The 21,480-nt window shown below is 43.0% G+C and carries 22 protein-coding genes and 2 pseudogenes; 15 read left to right on the top strand and 9 right to left on the bottom strand.

The window, feature by feature from the left end; translation table 11 throughout:
- Nucleotides 1-246: 246 nt before the first annotated feature.
- Both ACQY1Y_RS10000 and holB read right to left on the bottom strand, forming a co-directional pair.
- The gene (locus ACQY1Y_RS10000) at nucleotides 247-462 is read right to left on the bottom strand and encodes a hypothetical protein (RefSeq protein WP_002779127.1); all 216 of its coding nucleotides are present in this window, start codon (nucleotides 460-462) and stop codon (nucleotides 247-249) included.
- Between the two features lie 37 nt (nucleotides 463-499).
- Nucleotides 500-1,465 (bottom strand): DNA polymerase III subunit delta', encoded by a 966-nt coding sequence (gene holB / locus ACQY1Y_RS09995; RefSeq protein WP_103113279.1) that lies wholly within the window; start codon nucleotides 1,463-1,465, stop codon nucleotides 500-502.
- A gap of 12 nt (nucleotides 1,466-1,477) precedes the next feature.
- On the opposite strand from holB, the gene ACQY1Y_RS09990 reads away from it, so the two are divergent.
- On the top strand, nucleotides 1,478-1,819 hold the full coding sequence (locus ACQY1Y_RS09990) for a hypothetical protein (protein WP_002734498.1): 342 nt from the start codon (nucleotides 1,478-1,480) through the stop codon (nucleotides 1,817-1,819).
- A 199-nt stretch (nucleotides 1,820-2,018) separates the two neighbouring features.
- On the opposite strand, the gene ACQY1Y_RS09985 is transcribed toward ACQY1Y_RS09990, so the two are convergent.
- Nucleotides 2,019-4,349: a heavy metal translocating P-type ATPase gene (locus ACQY1Y_RS09985; protein WP_430014666.1), complete on the bottom strand. Its 2,331-nt coding sequence runs from the start codon at nucleotides 4,347-4,349 to the stop codon at nucleotides 2,019-2,021.
- A gap of 476 nt (nucleotides 4,350-4,825) precedes the next feature.
- Between ACQY1Y_RS09985 and ACQY1Y_RS09980 the strand changes: the two genes are divergently transcribed.
- The 13 genes from ACQY1Y_RS09980 (at nucleotide 4,826) to ACQY1Y_RS09920 (ending at nucleotide 14,544) form a co-directional block, all read left to right on the top strand.
- Entirely contained in the window at nucleotides 4,826-5,251 is a 426-nt protein-coding gene (locus ACQY1Y_RS09980) for an aegerolysin family protein (protein ID WP_042790244.1), read from the top strand.
- 274 nt (nucleotides 5,252-5,525) lie between these two features.
- Nucleotides 5,526-5,900, top strand: coding sequence for a DUF433 domain-containing protein (locus ACQY1Y_RS09975; protein WP_430014492.1), 375 nt, complete (start codon nucleotides 5,526-5,528; stop codon nucleotides 5,898-5,900).
- 34 nt (nucleotides 5,901-5,934) lie between these two features.
- Nucleotides 5,935-6,234: a DUF5615 family PIN-like protein gene (locus tag ACQY1Y_RS09970; protein ID WP_238560374.1), complete on the top strand. Its 300-nt coding sequence runs from the start codon at nucleotides 5,935-5,937 to the stop codon at nucleotides 6,232-6,234.
- Nucleotides 6,235-6,964: 730 nt separating this feature from the next.
- Nucleotides 6,965-7,354, top strand: coding sequence for a DUF1842 domain-containing protein (locus tag ACQY1Y_RS09965; RefSeq protein WP_287637343.1), 390 nt, complete (start codon nucleotides 6,965-6,967; stop codon nucleotides 7,352-7,354).
- Nucleotides 7,355-7,948: 594 nt separating this feature from the next.
- Nucleotides 7,949-8,704: a hypothetical protein gene (locus ACQY1Y_RS09960; protein ID WP_287637344.1), complete on the top strand. Its 756-nt coding sequence runs from the start codon at nucleotides 7,949-7,951 to the stop codon at nucleotides 8,702-8,704.
- A 266-nt stretch (nucleotides 8,705-8,970) separates the two neighbouring features.
- A complete protein-coding gene (locus ACQY1Y_RS09955) occupies nucleotides 8,971-9,462 on the top strand; it encodes a type II toxin-antitoxin system VapC family toxin (protein WP_287637345.1) in 492 nt (163 codons plus the stop codon).
- Complete coding sequence (locus ACQY1Y_RS09950; protein WP_002732654.1) at nucleotides 9,449-9,658, top strand: hypothetical protein; 210 nt, start codon at nucleotides 9,449-9,451, stop codon at nucleotides 9,656-9,658. Before ACQY1Y_RS09955 ends, ACQY1Y_RS09950 begins: the two co-directional genes overlap by 14 nt.
- 248 nt (nucleotides 9,659-9,906) lie before the next feature.
- Nucleotides 9,907-10,182 carry a hypothetical protein gene (locus ACQY1Y_RS09945; RefSeq protein WP_002733756.1) on the top strand — a complete coding sequence of 92 codons (276 nt, stop codon included), beginning with the start codon at nucleotides 9,907-9,909 and terminating at the stop codon, nucleotides 10,180-10,182.
- Nucleotides 10,179-10,550, top strand: a complete 372-nt coding sequence (locus ACQY1Y_RS09940; protein ID WP_042790242.1) for an aspartyl protease — start codon at nucleotides 10,179-10,181, stop codon at nucleotides 10,548-10,550. Before ACQY1Y_RS09945 ends, ACQY1Y_RS09940 begins: the two co-directional genes overlap by 4 nt.
- Before the next feature lie 260 nt (nucleotides 10,551-10,810).
- Nucleotides 10,811-11,188, top strand: coding sequence for a DUF433 domain-containing protein (locus tag ACQY1Y_RS09935; protein ID WP_002734748.1), 378 nt, complete (start codon nucleotides 10,811-10,813; stop codon nucleotides 11,186-11,188).
- Complete coding sequence (locus tag ACQY1Y_RS09930; protein ID WP_002779116.1) at nucleotides 11,185-11,577, top strand: DUF5615 family PIN-like protein; 393 nt, start codon at nucleotides 11,185-11,187, stop codon at nucleotides 11,575-11,577. Before ACQY1Y_RS09935 ends, ACQY1Y_RS09930 begins: the two co-directional genes overlap by 4 nt.
- Nucleotides 11,578-11,952: 375 nt before the next feature.
- Complete coding sequence (locus tag ACQY1Y_RS09925) at nucleotides 11,953-12,996, top strand: IS630 family transposase (protein ID WP_069474877.1); 1,044 nt, start codon at nucleotides 11,953-11,955, stop codon at nucleotides 12,994-12,996.
- A gap of 465 nt (nucleotides 12,997-13,461) precedes the next feature.
- The gene (locus ACQY1Y_RS09920; RefSeq protein ID WP_430014491.1) at nucleotides 13,462-14,544 is read left to right on the top strand and encodes a sulfate ABC transporter substrate-binding protein; all 1,083 of its coding nucleotides are present in this window, start codon (nucleotides 13,462-13,464) and stop codon (nucleotides 14,542-14,544) included.
- 142 nt (nucleotides 14,545-14,686) lie between these two features.
- On the opposite strand, the pseudogene ACQY1Y_RS09915 reads toward ACQY1Y_RS09920, so the two are convergent.
- Nucleotides 14,687-14,986, bottom strand: a pseudogene (locus ACQY1Y_RS09915) (IS4 family transposase); the annotation flags it as partial.
- Between the two features lie 694 nt (nucleotides 14,987-15,680).
- On the opposite strand from ACQY1Y_RS09915, the gene ltrA reads away from it, so the two are divergent.
- Nucleotides 15,681-17,525 carry a group II intron reverse transcriptase/maturase gene (gene ltrA / locus ACQY1Y_RS09910; protein ID WP_430014490.1) on the top strand — a complete coding sequence of 615 codons (1,845 nt, stop codon included), beginning with the start codon at nucleotides 15,681-15,683 and terminating at the stop codon, nucleotides 17,523-17,525.
- 78 nt (nucleotides 17,526-17,603) lie between these two features.
- On the opposite strand, the pseudogene ACQY1Y_RS09905 reads toward ltrA, so the two are convergent.
- The 5 genes and pseudogenes from ACQY1Y_RS09905 to ACQY1Y_RS09885 form a co-directional block, all read right to left on the bottom strand.
- Nucleotides 17,604-18,713, bottom strand: a pseudogene (locus tag ACQY1Y_RS09905) (IS4-like element ISMae7 family transposase); the annotation flags it as partial.
- Nucleotides 18,714-19,035: 322 nt separating this feature from the next.
- Nucleotides 19,036-19,269 carry a hypothetical protein gene (locus ACQY1Y_RS09900; protein ID WP_002779205.1) on the bottom strand — a complete coding sequence of 78 codons (234 nt, stop codon included), beginning with the start codon at nucleotides 19,267-19,269 and terminating at the stop codon, nucleotides 19,036-19,038.
- 6 nt (nucleotides 19,270-19,275) lie between these two features.
- Nucleotides 19,276-19,515, bottom strand: a complete 240-nt coding sequence (locus ACQY1Y_RS09895; RefSeq protein ID WP_043995482.1) for a hypothetical protein — start codon at nucleotides 19,513-19,515, stop codon at nucleotides 19,276-19,278.
- Between the two features lie 113 nt (nucleotides 19,516-19,628).
- On the bottom strand, nucleotides 19,629-20,321 hold the full coding sequence (locus ACQY1Y_RS09890) for a PEP-CTERM sorting domain-containing protein (protein ID WP_430014489.1): 693 nt from the start codon (nucleotides 20,319-20,321) through the stop codon (nucleotides 19,629-19,631).
- A 452-nt stretch (nucleotides 20,322-20,773) separates the two neighbouring features.
- A complete protein-coding gene (locus tag ACQY1Y_RS09885) occupies nucleotides 20,774-21,406 on the bottom strand; it encodes an HAD-IB family phosphatase (RefSeq protein ID WP_069475323.1) in 633 nt (210 codons plus the stop codon).
- Between the last annotated feature and the right edge of the window lie 74 nt (nucleotides 21,407-21,480).

Raw genomic sequence — 21,480 nt, 5'->3', positions numbered from 1 at the left:
TAACTGACTACCTCAAAATCGGTAAAACCCTACACCCCACACCCCACACCCCACACCCTGCCCCCACCAACAAACTTTTTGCCGCAAACCCTAGTTAAGGGTTCAAAAGCGGCAAAAATAAGGATTAAATTGCCTAAAATCTGTAAATAGACAATTTAATTGATTATCATTCATTCTTAATTCTCCTGACGACCGACTACTGGCTCCTGACTCCTAACCCTAACAATAATTTTTTGATTTTTACAATTAGTTATCATCATCATCGTCATCGTCTTTATTCTGGTCATTATCATCGTCTTTTTGCCGATTTTCCCCGTCTTTATCGCTATCATCGTCTTTTTGCGGCGATTCCACCGTGGTGGGGACGTTTTTCGGTTCTTCGGCTTCTTTTCCTCCCTGACAAGCACCTAAAACCGTAGTCAAGGTTAACAGAATCAGCAAAACTAAGGATTTGATTTTCATGGTCTTTCTCCCCACTCGATCGATAAATATAACAATCTTAAGACTTTTGGGCGGTGGATAGTTTGGCCAATGCCAAGAAAGTGCATTCCCAGACTAAACGGGGTTGAACGTAGGCTAACAGCTGCCGGCGGGTTTTTTCCAAGATTTCTAAAATCGATCGCTCTCGTCGTCGTTGCCAATCCTCATACTGAAGATAACTCACATACCATAATTGGGTTTCCGTGTCAAGAGTTTGAGCGATAATTTTTGCTAATTCCAGTGCTTGGGAGAGTTTTAGGGGAAATTTGCTCAAAGATCGCGGTAAATCTTGGGGGAGACTGTCGAGAAACTCTAAAGCTGCGATCGCTTCTCCGGGGCTACCTTGGGCTAAACCGAGAATTGCCGGATAATTGAGAACGCGAGCTTGTCCGTTAGAGCGGAGGACTTGAGCGAGATTTTCTTCCGAAAGACGCTGAAAAGGGATGTGTTGACAGCGAGAAACGAGAGTGGGTAGTAAAGAGGAGGGACTGGGAGCAATCAGGATTAAAGTCGCTTTTCCCGGTTCCTCAAGCGTTTTTAAGAGGGCATTTGCCGCCGATTCCGTCATGGTGTCTGCTTCCTCGATCACCACCACAGAGCGGGCCGATTCCAGGGGAGGACGACTTAAAAAGTTAGTAATCTCGCGAATTTGTTCGATGCGGATTTGCGGGGGAGCTTTACGCTTGAGATTGCTTTCCTGTGCTTCTTTTGCGGTGAGCAGTTTGCCTTGGTGTTGATAAGTGGGTTCAATCCAGAGTAAATCGGGATGATTGCCCCCTAAAAAGCGTTTCAGGATTAATTCCCTTGTTTCTGGAGATCGATCTCTAGTTAACAAGTCTTGACAGAAACATTTTGCTGCTAGATTGCGTCCAATCCCCTTAGCGCCGGCGAATAAGTAAGCGGGAGCGATCGAATTGACTTCAAGCGCTCTTTGTAGTAGTTCAATGGCCTGATTTTGACCGATTAACCTTGACCAATTTATCATCTTTTCCCTGCCATGGCTCGCTATTGCTGTTCCTATTTTGTCGGGATTTCTCCTCATCAGACCGGGTTTTTATACGATGATATATTAAGTTTGGGTGAATTTGAAATCATCAAGCGCCGGACCGATGTCTTGCTTTTATCGGAAGTTCCTAACGATGCTTTCTTTCCCCAGTTAGTGAAAGTGGAATTGTTTATTCATCCTCCCACTAGCTCGGAACTTCAGATCGATTTATTGGTAAAAAATCATGAATTGCCCCTGAGAACTAATAATCGTTGTCGGCGATTTTTTGAATCTATTCACCAGATTATTACCAACAATTATCAAGGTCAATCCCTGACCAGAATTACCGCTTAACCCGATTTGTTCCTGTCTCCGTCAACTGACAAAGACGGGGACAAAATACCATCTTGGCTCTCTTGGGTAACGAACCACAAAGACACAGAGGACACAGAGATTGATCGCTCCTGTATCAGTGAAACTTATCACACAAGGAATAATAGAGCTGCTCTTTTTGGTGCTTGATAGATTTATCGAGAAAAAATCGGTAATTGCTTTAATTTTCGCTTTCCTTCGTCGATGAGAGCGGAGGAAATTGACGACGTAAAAGCAAGGAATTACTCACTACCATAACCGAACTAAAAGCCATTAAAGCTGCTGCTAGGGCCGGACTGAAAGCTAGACCCCAATGGGGCAGTAATAAACCACCGGCAATGGGAATAGCAAAGGTATTATAACCCAAAGCCCAAAAAAGATTTTGTCGGATTTTTTGCCATGTGGCCAGACTTAAATGCAGAGATTGCACCACATCCTCTAGGCGATCGCTAATTAAAACGATCCCAGCCGTTTCCATGGCCACTTCCGTGCCACCGGCCAGAGCAATACCGATGTTAGCCTGTCCTAGTGCAGGAGCATCATTGATACCATCCCCGACCATAGCCACGATTTTGCCCTCTTTTGTCTGTAGGTCGGCAATTAAGGCCGATTTTTCGGTGGGGGCAACTTCGGCATAAAATTGGCTAATACCCAAACTATTAGCGATCGCTGTTACCACTTCTTGGCGATCACCACTGAGTAAAATCACCTCTAAACCGAGTTTTTGCAACTGATTAACGGTTGTTTGAGCATCGGGACGCAATCGATCCTGAAAAGCGATCGCGCCGAGCAATTGTTCTTCCATACCCAGATAAATCACCGTTTTACCCGCTTGTAAAAGCTCTTGAATCCCCCAGATAGTTTCATCGATTTTAATGCCGTTCTGTGCCAACCATTGCCGATTTCCTAGAACAATTTTCGACCCCTGCACCCTTGCAGAAACTCCCAATCCGGCGACAGTTTGAAAATCTTCCCCCGTCAGGTTAGTAGGAGGAGTAACCGCGTCTAAAATCGCCTGAGCAAGAGGATGATTAGTACCACTCTCCACTACTGCCGCTAATTGTTGAATTTCCAGGGAATTAAGCTCAGAAAAACTCAAACAATCGGTAATTTCCGGATGACCTTGGCTAAGGGTTCCCGTTTTGTCAAAAACCACCGTTTGCAGTTGCGAGACAGTTTCCAAAACATCACCCCCTTTAATCAAAATACCCCTTTCGGCTGCTAAACTGGTTCCCACCAGTAGGGCCGTCGGTGTGGCTAAACCGAGAGCGCAGGGACAAGCGACCACAAGCACAGAAATCGCTAATTTTAGGGACAAAAGTAGGGGAGAAGTGGGTTGAATCATCTCGTGGTGTCCTGTGGTTGACCCTAACACCTCTGGAAAGAGCCTAGTTCCCCAAAAATACCAAAAGAGCAGCACAATTAGGGCAATTATCATCACTCCGTAGGCAAAATAACCCGCTACCCGGTCCGCTATCTTCTGTACCGGGGCCTTGCGAGTTTGGGCTGATTCCACAGCTGCGATAATCTTAGCTAGGGTGGTATCAGTCCCCACCTGACGAGTTTGCACGGCGATCGCACCAGAGAGATTGAAACTGCCAGCAATGACTAGATCTCCCATTTCCTTGACCACCGGCAGCGATTCCCCCGTTAATAAAGCTTCATCTACCGTGGTTCTTCCCTGAATAATCTCCCCATCCACGGGAATTTTTTCCCCGGGTAAGACGCGCACCCATTCCCCGACGCGCAGCTGTTCCACTGGAATCGCCACGCCCACACGGTCATCTGTACTACCAATCAGGTGAGCCACTGCCGGTTGTAGGGAAGTAAGTGCTTCTAGGTCTGCGGCTGCGCGATGACGGGAATGCGCTTCTAGAGTCCGTCCGAGGAGAATAAACCCTAACAGCATGACCGGTTCATCAAAAAAGCACTCTAAACCGAGATTAGGGAAGATAAGAGCCAAACAACTGGCTATATAGGCGCTACCTGTGCCTAAACTAACGAGAGTGTTCATATTTGGCATCCCGTGCCGTAATCCCCGCCAACCATCGATGAAAATATCGCGGCCGGGGAATAAAATGGCTAGGGTGGCTAAAGTCCAGTGAAAAGCAATACTTTGAAAGATAGGGATTTCTGGTCCCCCGATGTGGTGTAAGTGACCAATCAGGGAAAAAACCAGTAAACAACAAGCGATCGCTAATCGGTATAATTGTTGTTGCCGTTCTTTTTGTTGGTTTTGCAGCCGTTGATTTTGTTGGCCAAGGGGAGTCGATGAGCTGCGCGGTTGGGTGGGGAATCCAATCGCGGTTAATTTTGCGGCTAACTGCTCTGGTGCGATCGCATCCGGTTGGTATTCAATCACGGCAATTTCCGTGATTAGGTTAACTTGGGCCGATTTTACCCCTTGATTTTGGCTGAGTTGTCGTTCTACGGCACTCACACAGCCGGCGCATTTCATGCCTTTTACGTCTAGAGTAGCGGTTTTTAGTCCAGTTTCGGCGGCTAGGATCATAGAAAAAGTAGGCAAGGATGGTCTTTACTTCTATCCTAGAAATTCTCGGCCGATTTTTAAACTATTTTAGCGAGTAGGGTTACAGATAGATGAAATTTCATTACAGATAGCTGAAATTTCAGGTAGCCGATCTGGTAGTGGACTGACACAGCTAAAATAGGGCAATAGATAAGCTCAACTGAGGACATCAATCATGGGAAGATGTAGGCGAGATAAAGTTCATCTGACAGTCGCACAACGAGAAAACTTTGAACAAATCAGTGGGGAAGGGTTCATCACAGAGTACGCTAATCGGCATAACACGCTTATCGTAATATTATACGGAAAACTTCTCGCGATCACTCAATTTGAGCGTAATATGCGGACAGATTCTTTAAAAAATGCGTATTTGGCGTGATATACGGAAAATTTCCGCATAATATATAGTTAGGCGGTCACGAAAACTTTGGTACTCAATCATTTGGAGGTAACTTAACATGGCTTACGCACAATGGGTCAGCTTTACGATTAAGGTAAAAGGCTTTGCAGGAACAACTGACTACGGAAATCTATCCTGGGGAAAGTTTTACAAGTACGACAACAAAGATGATGAAATTGCTAATGTCAACGGAATCAAATTCCAGGACGGCAGAGTTTACAACACTGTGATTTGCTCATGTGGCCGATCAGACTCTGCCTCTGGTACTGAAGGCTCTTTCTATATTTGCATTGACGGGAAAGATCCCAGCGATCCAGACTATAAGGTCTGCAAGATATCATGGGACTGTCCATGGGGATCAAAAACCAATACATGGGGGGCTAGTGATTATGATTCCGACAAATATGTTGTTAGCGTAAGCGGAGGCTCTACCTATGGCGGGTCAATTGGAATGCTGTCAGTTGTCGTTGCTGATATATCCTGATATGTGAACTTTCTCAATAGGTCTGGGAAGACTCGCCAACAGAAACGAAAATTAGTAGTGGATTGTTTCAGCTAAAATAGGGCAATAGATTTCGGCTTAAAGTCTTAGATTATAAAATTTCTAGCATTTTTCTAATACACCAAATTAGCTGAAACAATCCAGTAGGGTGAGTTGCGTTTTGCTAACCCACCCCTTTTCGTGCCAGAAAGCAGTGTCAGACAAAGTATTCTGATTTTTGCTAGGATGTTTTTATGCAATTCAACTCAGGTGCAATATGTCTCTAATGAACACCCCAGCCAAATTCCAAGTAACTTCTCCCCCTTTTCGTTGGGATGAAGCGGGAGGTATCCGTATAGGTTCGAGCCGAGTGACTCTGGATAGCATACTTGCCTCATACCACAACGGCTCCACTCCTGAAGAAATCGCTATTCAGTTTTCAGTTCTTCGTTTGGAAGATATATACAGTGCCATTGCTTATTATTTAAATCACCGTCAGGAAATTGACAGTTATTTGGAGCAACGCGACCAACAAGCTCAACAACTGAGACAACAACTAACTCAAAAACACAACTTAGTCGATTTAAGACAGCGCTTGCTTGCTCGTTATCAGTCAAAAGGAGAGTCGAGGCAAAGTGAGCCTTCTAACTGACGAAAATTTTAATGGAGCCATCTTGCGTGGGCTGGTGAGGCGTTTACCTGAATTAGATATAATTCGCGTCCAAGATGTAGGACTGATGAACACTGACGATCCAGATATTTTAGAATGGGCGGCTAATGAGGGACGCATCTTGCTCACCCATGATGTAGCCACTATTACGATGTATGCCTACAATCGTGTCAATCAAGGACTACCTATGACTGGAGTTGTTGAGGTGATCTCAAAAGCACCCATTGGTAAGATCCTTGATGATTTAGAACTATTTATTTGTTGTAGTGAACCTGAAGAATGTGAAGGTCGGGTTCTTTTCATTCCTTTCTCTTGATGCGATCTCTATCATTTTCTACTCCAGAAATCTAAGTTGCCTAACACGTTGTTGGAGCGGACGGAGTGAGAGAACTTGGTGATGAGTTCAAGGCTAACTGCCGCCGCTCAACTAAGCCGTTAGACCGACAATGATTCGTACTTGTCTTTGTAAATAGTCCGATTGGTTAGTTATAAGTGCGATGCCGAAGGCACTGCATAGCAGATCGCCGATCTGGTAGGGTGCGTTAACGAAGTGAACGCACCTTATCTAATGTTCAAAATTCGTGCGTTACGCTGACGCTAACACACCCTACTGGACTGACACAGCTAAAATAGGGCAATAGATAAGCTCAACTGAGGACATCAATCATGAGAAGATGTAGGCGAGATAAAGTTCATCTGACAGTCGCACAACGAGAAAACTTTGAACAAATCAGTGGGGAAGGGTTCATAACAGAGTACGCTAATCGGCATAACACGCTTATCGTAATATTATACGGAAAACTTCTCGCGATCGCTCCATTTAAGCGTAATATACAGAAAGACTCTTTAAAAAATGTGTATTTGGCGTGATATACGGAAAATTTCCGCGTAATATATAGTTAGGCGACAAGAATTTAACGTAGTTGGATTCTTAAATATTCGGAATTTGGCAACCAGCCAAAAATGCCAGAAGCTGAAAAGGGCATTAATTCAGATGCATATCAGGAGCTTCACTGATAGCGTTTTCATCCACAGGAGAAATTATCATGTCGGAAGTAGGTCTTTATCTGCTTAAACTTGGCTTCACCCCTCCACCGGGTACAGTCGGTGCTGGCTCAATGACGCTTGCGGTAACGGTCGATGCACCCACTGGTGTTCTGCACGGTCAGGCGCAAGGGACAATTCTAGAAGGAACGGAGCATCCGCAAACTTTCACCGCTAAAGTGTCGGGTGCGATGCATAGTACTGGCTTTGGGCATATTGTCAGAGTCGGTGCTGTTTCCGGTGAAGCCGCCGTATCCGTGACTCCTCCAGCGATCGGCACTTATCTTGCCCCATTTTCAGCCAGCTTTGCCCTTGATTCAAAGTGGAGCGGTCAAGGTCAATTCGCAGTAGGTTCAAATAGCTATAAATCTGATGTGAAGCAAGCCGATTAAAATCCGGTTGGTTTCATACTGATTTCGTCCCTGTAGGTCAGGCAGCAGCTTTATCATTGCCCGACATTTCACACAACATACTACCCTAACATGGCAGTGCGATCGCTAATCTTGTAGGGTGCGTTAATCAAATGTAACGCACCTTATCTAATGTTCAAAATCCGTGGGTTACGCTGACGCTAACACACCCTACTGGACTGACACAGCTAAAATAGGGCAATAGATAAGCTCAACTGAGGACATCAATCATGGGAAGATGTAGGCGAGATAAAGTTTATCTGACAGTCGCACAACGAGAAAACTTTGAACAAATCAGTGGGGGAGGGTTCATCACAGAGTACGCTAATCGGCATAACACGCTTATCGTAATATTATACGGAAAACTTCTTGCGATCGCTCCATTTGAGCGTAATATACAGAAAGATTCTTTAAAAAATGTGTATTTAGAGTTATATACGGAAAATTTCCGCATAATATATAGTTATACTTCTTCTTCCTCTAGTTAATTTTAAAAGTGCGTACTTGTGGCAATATGGGGAAAACTTCTATATAATTATTAGTTAAATTGCTTTTTCTTCTGAGAAGTATATATCTATGGAAAACAGACAGCCGCTGCCAGAAATGGAAGTTGAGGCAACCTTCAATGAGTTTGTCGAAGATTTAGGCGGAGAGCTTATAAGCAAACTTTTTGAAGGCAAAGGCAAAAGACCAAATAACGCCGATTATTTCTTTTGCAATCGGACGGTAGTGGCGGAGCTAAAGTGTCTTGAAAAGAATTACTTCAATGATCGAAAGGTAGGCGATAAGCTCAACTTAATGATGCACAGCTGGATCACAGAGGGGCTTCTTCGCCAAGAACATATAAAAGACGGAAGATTTCAGATAGACGACTTACCCCGTCAATGCGCCGTTGATGTGTTCAAAGTGTTTAGCTCCCCTACAAAAGAGGCTGTTGAAAAAGCTAACAAGCAAATTAAAGAAACAAAGAAATACTTCCGGCTTCCTGATGCCAAAGGTTTATTGATTCTTGCCAATGATGGCAATTACTCGATACCCCCAAATTTCATGATGTACATTTTGGGGAATCTACTTGCATCGAGATATACGAGTATAGATTCTTTCATCTTCTTTACTCCTAATATGAGAGCTTATGCTCCTCAAATTGATAGACAGTTTAATGTCTGGATAAGTGGCCGTACTCGTCCATCTTCAAATGCTGTCGAATCCGATTTGCTTCATCACATTCAGCAGAGTTGGGTGTCTTTCTTGGAGCGAAAATTTGGGGAAGTGGTCACTCAATTCCACATTAAAGATCATAATGTAGTAGATAGTATTAAATTAGTCCAATGATTCATGCTCTTAAAGCATAATCTATAGCATTCGCAAATGATTTGTAAAATTATAAATCCCGGAACTCTTATGGGTAAAACCTTTTGACAGTGATCGCTGATCTGTATGGTGCGTCCCACGCGCCTTTCACTTTTGAAAACACTTAAATCTAAAGGTCATAGTGCGATCGCTGATCTTGTAGGTTGGGTTGACGGCTGTTACCCAACTCCCTCAAAACCAAGATTAAATGCAGTAGGATAGACGTTGGATAGATTTTCTAGATTGCCGTGAGGGAAACCGTCTATATTGAAACCAGCGTTATTGGTTATCTGACAGCCAGATCGACCAAAAACTTGGTTGTTGCTGGGAATATCGAAACGACACGGGATTGGTGGCAAAATCGCCGTAATGATTTTCTTCTCTATATCTCACAGGTTGTTTTAGATGAAGTCGCTAAGGGAGATACAGAGATTGCTTTGAAAAGGTTAGAAATTGTCAATGAAATGCCTTTGGTTGAACTCAATCAAGCTGTACGCAACTTGGCAGCCCAGTTTCTTATACGAAGCAACCTTCCTGCCAAAGCTTCTGATGATGCGGTTCACATTGCTGCGGCGACTGTCCACGGGCTAGATTACTTGTTAACATGGAACTGTAAACATATTGCCAACGCTCAAATTCAGAGGAAGTTGGCAGAGCTCAGTCTTGATTTGGGATACGAGTTACCCATAATTTGTACTCCTTACGAACTTTTAGGAGATTATAACGATGTGGCAAGATGACATTTTAGATGAAATTCATAAATTTCGAGAAGAACACGCTAAATCCTTTAACTACGATTTGGATGCAATGTTTGTAGATTGGCAAAAAAGACAAGCAGAAAGTGGCAGGCAGGTAGTCAGCTTACCACCAAAGCAAGGTCTAACAAGTCGTTGGAGCCGACCAAAACAGGATGAACCACAAGAATCTCAAATCTAATCGTGGCGGCTCAACTTAGCCGTTATGCCGACCAGCGAGTCAAGTGCGATCGTTCCGATTGTAGCGATCGCCGATCTTGTAGGGTGCGTTCCCTAATGCAGGATTTTTGAGAACGCACCATGCACATTGATTGAAGCTGTGAGGTTAGGTGCGGTGCTGCTCTTGTGGGACCAGTTGAGGAATGTTAGCGAAGATTGCCAATGTTTAGGTTAAAATAGGGGGGCAAAAGTTGCCACAGGGTCGCTTCAATGACAGTTCGACAACCCCGCTACAGCAAAGAAGAATTTGCCCGACGTGGACACGAAGTCTATGAGTCTCAGGTACGCTCCCAAATCGAGGAAGGGAATCATGGGAAGATTGTAGCAATAGACATCGAAACAGGGGCTTTTGAAGTGGCTGACGACAGCCTAACAGCTGCTAAACAACTGTTAATACGTTTTCCTGATGCACAAATATTTGGTATTCGCATTGGACATCGTGCCGTCCATCGTTTTGGCTTTCGTTCCCCCAGTGTATCGCCATGATGATGGGGAGCGTCAATTCGCGCCGAGAAGCAATTATTCAATTCGTAGTGCTAGGCGAAAATCACCAGAGGCAAGCGATTAAAGCAGTTATTGACACTGGTTACAGTGGATTTCTCACGTTGCCTTCTGCTATCATTACAACACTAGGATTAACGTGGTATATGCAAGAAGAGGGAATCTTGGGCGATGGAAGCCTCTGTATGTTTAACGTATTTGAGACAACTGTGATCTGGGATGGTCAGATCAAATCTATTGAAATCAATGAGTCAGAGACAGATCCATTAGTTGGTATGGGTTTACTTGATGGCTATGAGTTGAATATTCAGGGTTTTGCTGGGGGATTAGTGACAATTAAACCTTTGTCATAGTGCGATCACAATCGCCGTAGGGTGCGTTCCCTAATGCAAGTCCTACTGTTCCACCAATAGATTTTTGAGAACGCACCATGCACATTGATTGAAACTGTCAGTCTAAGTGGGATGACGAAGGCACGGCCTAGCAGTACACTGATTTTGTCGGGTAAGGGGCGGGCTATAATGAACGGTGAACCTGATTGGTCAGAAAAAATTGACCAATATTTGTCTGGTGAAACCATTGACCATTAAGTGGATTCTAAGGAGCTAAGGGAATGACCTGGACGGCAAACCAACAAGCGAAAATTATCCGTACAGAGCGAGGACTGACGATCGCTGGCACGCGCATCACCCTCTATGATGTGATCGATCTCCTAAAAGCTGATTATCCTCCTAAACTGATTCGTGACACATTTAACCTCACGAACGCGCAAATTGACGCAGCTTTGTCCTACATTGAGGCAAACCAAGCTCAGGTCGAGGTTGAATATCAAGAGGTTCTTCAGAATAGGGAAGAAATTCGCCAATACTGGGAAGATCGTAACCGTGAACGCTTTGCTCGAATTGCAGCAATGCCACATAAACCAGGACAAGAAGCGTTTTGGGCAAAGCTTGAGGAGCAGAGAGCCAGACGTGCTGCACAAAAACAATGACTTTCTTAGTTGACTACAACCTCGACGGTTATGCGCTGATTTTTCTTGGTATATTGGCAAAACGTGGTTGGCTTGAGTTTCAGTCTGTCCAATTTGTCACCTTTAGAGAGGTTGGATTGTCGATGGAAAGTAGCGATCGCGTAGTCTGGCGCTATGCTCAAGAACAGGAGATGATGATTCTTACTGCTAACCGAAATATGAAGGGTGATGATTCCCTTGAGCAGGTTATGCGAGAAGAGAACACAGAGAAATCGTTTCCAGTGTTGACGATTGGAAATCTCGATCGTTTGAGTGAAGCTGAGTATAGAGAGCGCTGCGCTGAACGACTGATCGAAATTGCTGTAGATATTGATAATTACAAGGGGGTTGGTCGGTTATTCATTCCATGATATTGTCGGCTACGCTTAAAAATTAGGGCGATCGCAGTCTTGTCGGTGAGATGCACGGCATAACTTAGCCGTTATGCGGCAAGTTTCTGAATAGATCGCAATCGCTGTAGGGTGCGTTCCCTAATGCAGGATTTTTGAGAACGCACCATGCACATTGATTGAAGCTGTCAGTCTAAGTGCGATGCCGAAGGCACTGCATAGCAGTACGCCGATCTGGTAGGGTGCGTTAATGAAATGTAACGCACCTTATCTAATGTTCAAAATCCGTGCGTTACGCTGACGCTATACTTTGCACGGTTATAACTTGCATTTTTTACTCAAAGACAATAATATAGTTCAAGAGTCATAATTAGAAGCAAAGCACTCATTAAAAACATGATTAACCTAGAATTCACGGAAGAAGAAAAGAACTCACTGTATTATGAAAGATTTCATCATCCTCATCCCCGGGTTCAACTGAAGATGGAAGTTCTCTGGTTAAAAAGCCAAAAGATACCGCACAAAAAAATTTGTCAGTTAGCAGGAATCTCGCCAAATACCTTATTAACCTATCTTCGAGATTATCAAGAGGGCGGAATAGAAAAATTAAAAGAAATCAACTTCTATCGCCCTAAAAGTGAATTAGAGTCTCAAAGAGAAACACTCAAAAAATATTTCGAGAAAAATCCACCAGCCACAATAAATGAAGCTGTATATAGAATAGAAGAATTGACAGGGATAAAACGAAGTCCTACCCAAGTGAGGAAATTCTTAAAATCCTTGGGAATGAAATGTTTAAAAATAGGTTCTCTTCCTTCTAAAGCTGACCCAGATGAACAAGAAGACTACAAAGAAAAAAAGCTAGAACCCAGACTAAATGAGGCTAAAGAAGGAAAAAGGGCTGTTTTTTTTGTTGATGCCGCTCACTTCGTCATGGGAGCATTTCTCGGTTTTGTTTGGTGTTTTGAGAGACTTTTTGTTAAGTCACCGAGCGGGCGTAAACGCTTCAATGTTTTAGGAGCATTAAATGCAATAACTCATGAAGTTATTCTAGTTACTAATGACACTTATATTACGGCAACTCAAGTCTGTGAACTTCTTGAAAAAATAGCTGCTTTAGGACTAATGATTCCCATCACTCTAGTCTTAGATAATGCCCGCTATCAGAAATGTAAAATTGTTGAAGAATTGGCTCTTTCTTTGTCAATAGAGCTACTCTATCTGCCGTCTTATTCGCCTAATCTAAATTTAATTGAAAGGCTGTGGAAATTTGTCAAAAAGAAATGTTTACATGGTAAATATTATGAAAACTTTTCTGACTTTTCTTCAGCCATTTATGAATGTCTGAATGATGCCCATCTGAAACATAAAAAAGAACTGGATTCCTTGCTGACTCTACGATTTCAGAAGTTTAATAAATCTCAGATTATGAACGTCTAAAGTATAACACACCCTACTGGACTGTCTCAGTGCGATAATGCAAGTCCTACTGCTCCACCAATAGATTTTGGGGAACGCACCATGCACATTGATGGAAGTCGTTAGACCGCTTCAATTTTAGGGTAATAGTTGCTAAAGTCCGCTAACTTCACCAGTGAACCCACCTAGGGAGAGGTTTTTGATCGCTAAAAAATTCTTTCTTCTCCATAAAAACGATAAAATCTCTATTCTGCAAGCATAAAGAGGCTTCAGGCAAATTTAAAGGCACATTTAAGCCGTATAAATCGAATATTTCCAGTTTTTTCAGCTAATCAAGCCATTAATGGCTTGATTTCTTTGCATCTAACCCAAACAGTATAATTTTTTCTTCGATGTATTGAAATTGTTTTTTATTTCATATAAAATACAATCTCAGAGAAAATACCTAGCAATCTCCCATAAATAAACAAAGGAGCCGATGACATCGTGATCCCTGATCCTAGATCCTCAAAACCGAAAACCCTCTTACCCTTTATTTCTCTAGCTACGGCTGCCGTCGTCACAACGGGAATCGGACTAACTTTTAGTCCCCTATCGGCATCGAGTAAGCTGCTGGCAAGTCCGGATAAACAGCAAGCTAAACAACAAACCGTGGAAATCACCCTAGTTTCCTACGCAGTGACTCAATCGGCCTACTCAAAAATCATTCCTCTATTCGTCAACAAATGGAAAAGAGAGAAAAAACAGGATGTGGTGATTAAACAGAGTTATGGTGGCTCTGGTTCCCAAACTCGCGCTGTTATCGACGGATTAGATGCAGATGTGGTAAATTTGGCTATCGGTTCCGATGTGGAACGCTTGCAAAAAGCGGGTTTAGTTAACCCGGGTTGGCAGAAAGAATTACCCAATAACGCCATCGCCACTCGTTCCGTGGTAGCTTTAGTTACTCGTCAGGGCAATCCCAAAGGAATCCGCAACTGGCCAGATGTAGCCAAATCGGGGATTAAAGTCATTACTGCCAACCCGAAAACCTCTGGGGTGGCCCGGTGGAATTTTCTGGCTCTCTGGGGATCGGTAACTCGGACCGGCGGCAATGAAGCACAAGCGACCAATTTCGTCCGCAATGTCTATAAAAACGTGCCTGTACTACCCAAAGATGCCCGGGAAGCCAGCGATGTCTTCTTTAAACAGGATCAGGGGGATGTGCTGCTTAACTACGAAAACGAGGTAATTTTGGCCCGTCAAAAGGGACAAACCGGTTTTTCCTATACTATTCCTCCGGTCAATGTTTCGATCGATCCGCCCGTGGCCGTAGTGGATAAAATAGTTGATAAACGCAAAACCCGGGAAGTAGCGACAGCTTTTGCCCAATTTCTCTTTACTCCGGAAGCGCAGCGGGAATTCGCCAAGGTGGGTTTCCGTCCCGTTAATGCTAATGTGGCTAAAGAGTTTAGTAAACAATACCCAAAAGTGTCGAATCTGTTCCCCTATACGGCGATCGGTAGTTGGGATGCGATCCAGAAAAAATTCTTCGCTGATGGGGCGATTTTTGACCAAATTCAGCGTTAATTAGTAGTAGGCCGTCAGCTGTCAGCTAAGTAAGTGGTTCTGATTAATTGATCCCCCCTTAATCCCCCCTTAATAAGCTATCCATTAGTCACATCTTTCTTAACATAAAATTTGACAAAAAGAGAAAAGTGTGCAAGATGGCTCAAGGGGGTTCTATGGGGGGACTAATTTGATGAGATAGTTTCCAAGTCTGGCTGATATCATGTAACCTTCGCAGTCCCAACCAAATAGTTTTAACACTTGGTTCACCGTCACCTTTTCTACCTAAAAACCCCCCAAGAGAAGCAATCATTCTGACCGCTTCTCGAAAGGAGGGCGGCTTTTCAGGTGGCGGACTCTTTTTATGAATAGTGGCACACAAAGATTGCCATTCATGTTCTTCCAAAAAACTTTCACAACTCTCCTCTCCGTGTAAGCGTGCTTGATAGGTTAACCAAAGTAGTGCGAAACGTTTAGGCATGAAATAGGGAGCCAAACGCCCGAAATAACCGCCTAGTAAGGTCTTCAGTCCCCTGACTGAATCTAACAGGTCAACCCAGACCAGCCTTATAACTGTTTATATGTCCCGACGTTTAGTATCAATGCGATACCAAACTAGGCAAAGGGACTCAAGGTCAATACACTCTGTAACAATTATTTACAATTGCTACAAAGGTGAGAGTAACGGCGATAGCCACCCCCAGATTCAGAAATCACAATTCTGGGACTGAAGCGGGGAACGGAAGGCTCCGAGGTGTAACCTAACACCAGAATCGAGACCACTGCCAACCATCCATGATTAGGTGTGAACCGAATGTCCGACCTGAACCATCGTAATTAGCTAGTAGTGAAATAGGTTGATACACTGCGTTCAAAAGAACAAGGGGAAAAGTAAGGAATTTACTAACTCACTTACACAGACCTTTAAAAGTACCCCGATGGATAGGACAAATCTAAAGATGGAATGCCCATATAAACGGAACGTGATAAGCCCTTTCAGGCTCTGAGTATCGGTCGAAATACTCAGTAGTGACAAGTGTAAGCGCAAGCCTTCAAGGGTGTGAGATGTAACCAAAAGCCAACGCCTGACGGTAATAGTCGGGATATGCTCACAGGTTACGGTTTGATTGTAAGGATAGAGTCTAGTAGGAGTCTATATGACGAAATCGAGAGAAGGTAAAGGGTTCGGGAAACCGAAAACCACTAAGACTACGAATGTATGGAAAGCTATCAATTGGGGTAAAATCCAAAGATATGTTTTCAAGCTCCAAAAGAGGATATACCAAGCGGCTAAATCGGGACAGGATGCAAAGGTTAGAAGGTTGCAACGTCTATTGGTGAAATCATACTATGCTCGTCTATTAGCAGTTCGCAAAGTAACCCAAGATAATCAAGGAAAGAAAACAGCAGGAGTCGATGGAGTGATAGCAATATCCCCAGAACAAAGGCTAAATCTAACCGAAGAAATCAAGGGAAAACTTAAAGCAAAACCGTTAAAAAGGGTATGGATTCCTAAACCCGGCAGGGATGAAAAACGTCCACTAGGAATACCAACCATCAAAGACAGAGCTAGACAAGCGTTGATTAAATCGGCACTCGAACCAGAATGGGAGTCAAAAATGGAAGAAACCAGCTACGGTTTTCGACCCGGAAGGTCTGCCCATGATGCAATATCGAGGATATACCTTAGCATCAATAAAAGTAGCTACTTCGTATTAGATGCTGATATTGCCAAGTGTTTTGACCGAATTAATCACAACTTCCTACTGTCAAAAATTCATTGTCCCACTGCCTTGAAAAGAGACATTAAACAATGGCTCAAAGCAGGAGTATTGGATAATGGCGTATTTGAAGAAACAGAAACAGGGACACCACAAGGAGGGGTAATAAGTCCACTACTAGCCAACATCGCACTGGATGGAATGGCAAGATTAATTGAAACACTATTCCCCAAAAAGGGTAGTAAAACTCAAGCTGTTCTAATAAGATACGCCGATGACTTTGTGGTGATTTCACCATCACTCGAAATCATTGAACAGTGCCAAACTGCCATTTCTGAATGGTTAAAACCAATTGGATTAGAACTCAAACCAGAAAAAACCAGAGTGTCTCATACACTCAACCCCATTGAGTACAATGGGAAAACTGAAGAACCCGGTTTTGATTTTCTAGGATTCAATATCAGACAATATCCAACAGGAAAGTACAAATCTGGGAAAACAGGAGGGAGAGGAAGCCAATTAATTGGTCACAAAACCCACATCAAACCCAACCAAAAAGCAGTTAAAGCCCACACAGAAGCGATTAAAGGTGTAATCAAAAAACACAAAACAGCACCTCAATCAGCCCTGATTAGTCACTTAAACCCAATCATTAGAGGTTGGGCTAACTACTACTCAGGAGTAGTATCCACAGATACCTTCAATAAACTAGACAATACAATCTGGTTAATGTTAAGGGCATGGACAGTATCAAGATGCGGTAAATCAAACCACGAAAAGCTGAGAAACTACTTTAGACCGGGTACAGTTAAACTCAGCAATGGGAAAGAAAGGCAAGAATCTTGGTTATTTAAGACCAAAGATGGTCTTCATTTATGGCAACATAATTGGACACCAATTGTCAGACATACCCTAGTACGCCCCGAAACTTCACCTTACGACGGAAATTGGACTTACTGGGCGACCAGACGAGGACAAGCAATCGACACACCGACAAGAGTAGCCAAACTACTTAAGAAGCAACAAGGCAAGTGTAGCCGATGTGGGCAGTATTTCACCCCATCGGATTTAATTGAAGTTGACCACATTCACCCTCTAAGCTTAGGCGGAAAGGATGAATATAAAAACCTTCAATTACTACACCGCCACTGTCACGATGATAAATCGGCATCTGATGGAAGCCTAAAATCATCTGGTTTGACATCAACAGTCAACCTAGATAATACAAGGTTAACCAAAGGAAGTCAAGCTGTATCCTTAACAAGGGAACAGTCAAACTAGGAGCCGTGTGAGGTGAAAGTCTCACGCACGGTTCTGAATGGGAGGGGAGGTCGGTGACGACCTTCTCGACCCCTAATATCTCCAAGCTACAATTGAATAGGTAGCTAAGGCCATCTCAATTCTACGACCCGTTTCTAATTGCAGTTTTTCTAATCCACAACCACTTTTTAAAACAAAATGATAGCGTTCTATTAACCAGCGATAACTATACCAGCGCACACAGGTTATCGCTGATTCAAAGCTACTAATGTCTAGGCTAGTTAAGAGGAGCCAACTGATAGGATTAACTCCAGGACGCGGATTTTCTTCTTCAGCTAAAATTACCTGTAATTTGACCGGTTGACGAGGGTTCGCTTTCGAGTGATGCTTAGGTACTTGTATTTCAAAACTGGCAAATCTAACTGTTAGTTTAGCTAGTCTAGCCTCGTGATTAGGATTGCGTTTTACTTGCACATCTAGGCTACCACAGGCTTTTATTTCTCTGATGGATTGATGTAAATATTTAGGCTCTGGATGCCCTGACCTTTGCTTGTCTTCGAGATAGTTAACTTTTCGGTTATGAGTTCCTCGGATTAATAAATGAGAGTTAGGACTTCTTGATTGGGCAAATAAATCAAATATGTCTGCCTCACAATCTCCGATTGTTACTACTTGAATTTCTTCGGGTATTTGTTGTTGTATTTCTGACAAAGAATCTAACCATCTTTGACTTTCTTTTTCTTCGGTTTCTCTTTTTTTGCGTTGCTTGGCAATCCCTAAATTCTTTTCTTCTCTTGCCCAGACATATTGATTAATCAGTCCTAAAGGTATTCCTTGCGCTGACACTCCTAAGGTGGTATGAACTTTGAGACCAAAGGATTTTTTATAATCTAGATAACCCATTCCTTTTTTGGCTTTTTGCGTCGTAAAGTCTAAACTTGTTGTGTCTTGCACTGCCAAAACTATTGGATGTTCTTTGATTCTTTCTACTGTACTTTTGGCTTGGGCGGCAATTATATCTGAGGGGTGAAAATAGGGGGAATTCCAAAAGTCGTAGGTGGCACTCGCTGCGGCTAGATTTCCCGAAGCTTGTGGCACACTTGTACTAGGTTGACTGGCCAAGTTTTCTACGATACTGATTAACCTTTTCTTTCTTCTGGTGTCCCCTAGGTCTGCATACTGTAATTCTTGGGCTGCCCATTTCTCCATTTTTTTGCTTACCTCCACCTTAATTCCTTCTTTCAAAACTATACCTATCAATCGTTTCCCCTTTTTTTAAGTTTCTTCTCTTTTTGTTAAGAAAGATCTGACTAATGGATAGCTTGATAAGGGGGGTGTCTGACAACTTTTAACGCCTACCTACTTATCATCACAAGTACGGGAGAGCCAATTTTGCTTCATTTATTCACACTTCTATCATTTTGACACAAAAAGCTATCACGCTATATTTATAGAGGGCGATCACTTCTAAGGTCAGTATTGCAGCTTAAGTCGTTTATTATCAGCAACGCCCAGGTAATTTACTCGCTATTTAAGGGCGGACTGCTAATAACTGGACTTGTACCGTTTCAGGAAGTTTTATTATGACAAAATGATTTTCTGGATACAAATAATCTTCACCAGATTCGTCAATCACTCGCAAACATCCCACCTCTTGCGCTTCAGCATCAGGTAACACTTGATAAAGTTTACAAACCTCTAAATCTCCGCCTTCTTCAGCGGTAATACAGATAGCAAATTCAATGTTAGATGCTGGTGTTTGCATAAATATTTAGTCCAAAACTCGTTTAACTTTCATTTTTCGCCGACCAATACCATGAGACTCATACCAGTGTAGTTCAGCTTTGCGGATTTCTCCCTTAGGAAATTGAACTAAGCCGACTCCTTTTAGCTTTCGCCATCGACGACCCCCAAACTGCGCTTTTAGCCTTCTGAGTTCACGAATAGAGAGGTTGACGGCGATAATCTCTATTTCTGTTAGTTCTCCAATCAACTCAAAGCCATTACCCATCTCATCATTCTAACAAAGATTAATAAAAATCTGGAATGTCTCCCCAAAAAAGCGATCGCACTTTATCAATATAGAGCGATCGCTGCTAATTTAAAGCTAGATTTGCCAGTTTTTTATTTTAATTTGCGCTTCCAGGCTGCACCCGCACCAAGAACACCAATGGTGAGTAAACCCAAGACTGAAGCAGGTTCGGGTACAGGTTCAGCCAATTTACCTAAGCGAAACTGTCCTACGGCAAAACCTACGCTACTAGAAACTGTGATTTTGTCAATCAAATCTCCGCCTGTGCCGTAGAAGCCAAAGTACTTGGCTCCCGCATTACCATCTACAGGTTGTGTCAGACTTGTCGTAGTGCCATTCTGAGCAGTTACAGTAATATTGAAGATGTTGAATGGATCTGGCTGCACATACAGGTCAAAAGCGGCAATACTAGCGGGCAGGTCAATCTGAATCGATGTTGCACCGTTGGAATAATACACCTCTCCCGTGTAGCCGTGACTCCAGCTTGTCCAACCACTACCAATCTTTCGGTAATTTACACTTGGAGTGAAAGTTAAATTACCTAAAGGCGAGGATAGAGTTGTAACATTTGTGAACGCTGCTAAGCTAGGATCGGGAACAGTAACCATGTTAAAACCTAAATTGGTTAGCGTGTTCGTCCCCGGTGAAACCCATGAATTGCTATCATCCAAAGCAACAATGGCTGCATTGGCAGCAGTTGTATGGGCAAAGGTGACTCCTAGAGCTACAAAGGTAGCTCCCGCAGCAGTCATTGACAGTTTTTTAATTGTAGTCAAAGTTTTCATGTTCGGAAAATTTCCTCAAAACAAATAAACAAACAAATGTTCTGAATGCCCTTTAAAGGAGAAAATCTCAAATTAAGCGACATTGGCAAGGGAGAAAAATTGGTTTTTTCAAAATTGCCAATCACTAAATTTTAAGTTAGTTCCTCAATGACAAGACAGAGCAACAACGGGATTTTACCCCCCCCGATTTTGTCAAGTGTAAACCAACACAAATTTACAAAAATTTATAATTATTGTTACCCTTGAGAGTAGGGTAGTAAATCTCAATTTGGTCGAAATATCTATATTACAGGGCGCACGCAGTTCGATAAACTCACTGACCACAGTGCGCTCCTACCATTGGCGCAATAATATTATTGTAGGGGCGAATTGCATTCGCCCTCTTTGATCCCCCCTTAATCCAAGGAGGGTATCTGACAATTTTTAACCCCTACCTAATTAACAGCCAATCCCTAATCTCTCAATAACAGATATTCGCGAATCTCAAAAAAGTTATTCCAAGGAATATAGGGTTGATTTTCCGATTGCAGATAATCGATTAAACGATCCCTAGCAAAAACTAGATCGGCCCTTCTAGCCATGGTAATATCGGTAACAGAATCACCGATCGCAATAGTTTCTACTCCTGAATATTTGGACATAATCAAGGCTTTAGCCACTAATTCCGTCTCATTTTCCCAATCGGAGTGAACTTGCAGATATTCCCCTTGCGTATGAAGATTGACCCCATAAATTGCCGTTACCTTATCTAATAGTCCCTCCCGTTTTAAGACCGTTTCAATCATGCCTTGGATACCACCGGAGATAATAATAAAAGGGATGGATTGCTCCTGTAAAAAAGCGAGTAATTCGGCTAATCCGGGGCGAATTGGCTTGCTTTCGGCATAGGCGAGAATATCGGCGTATTTTTGGCTCGGTATCGACTCTAGCAGTTGACGGACACCCCGGCGCAGAGTCAGAGTACGGGCGTACATTTGGGGCATAATTTGGGCCGATAAATCGGGGGCGAATTCTTTGAGCATACCCGCAAAAGTTTCCACGGCGGTGATAGTGCCATCAAAGTCACAGAAAACAATTTTACTCATGGGGTGACAAAATATCTGAAATTGGATATAATCGAAGGTTATGATTAATTTTACAGAGATTATCCGACTCTAGA

This window comes from Microcystis ichthyoblabe FBCC-A1114, assembly GCF_050500245.1.
In the GTDB taxonomy this organism is placed as follows: Bacteria; Cyanobacteriota; Cyanobacteriia; order Cyanobacteriales; family Microcystaceae; genus Microcystis; species Microcystis ichthyoblabe_A.
The sequence above is the reverse complement of the archived record's forward strand: the minus strand, read 5'-3'. Positions and strand labels throughout refer to the sequence as shown.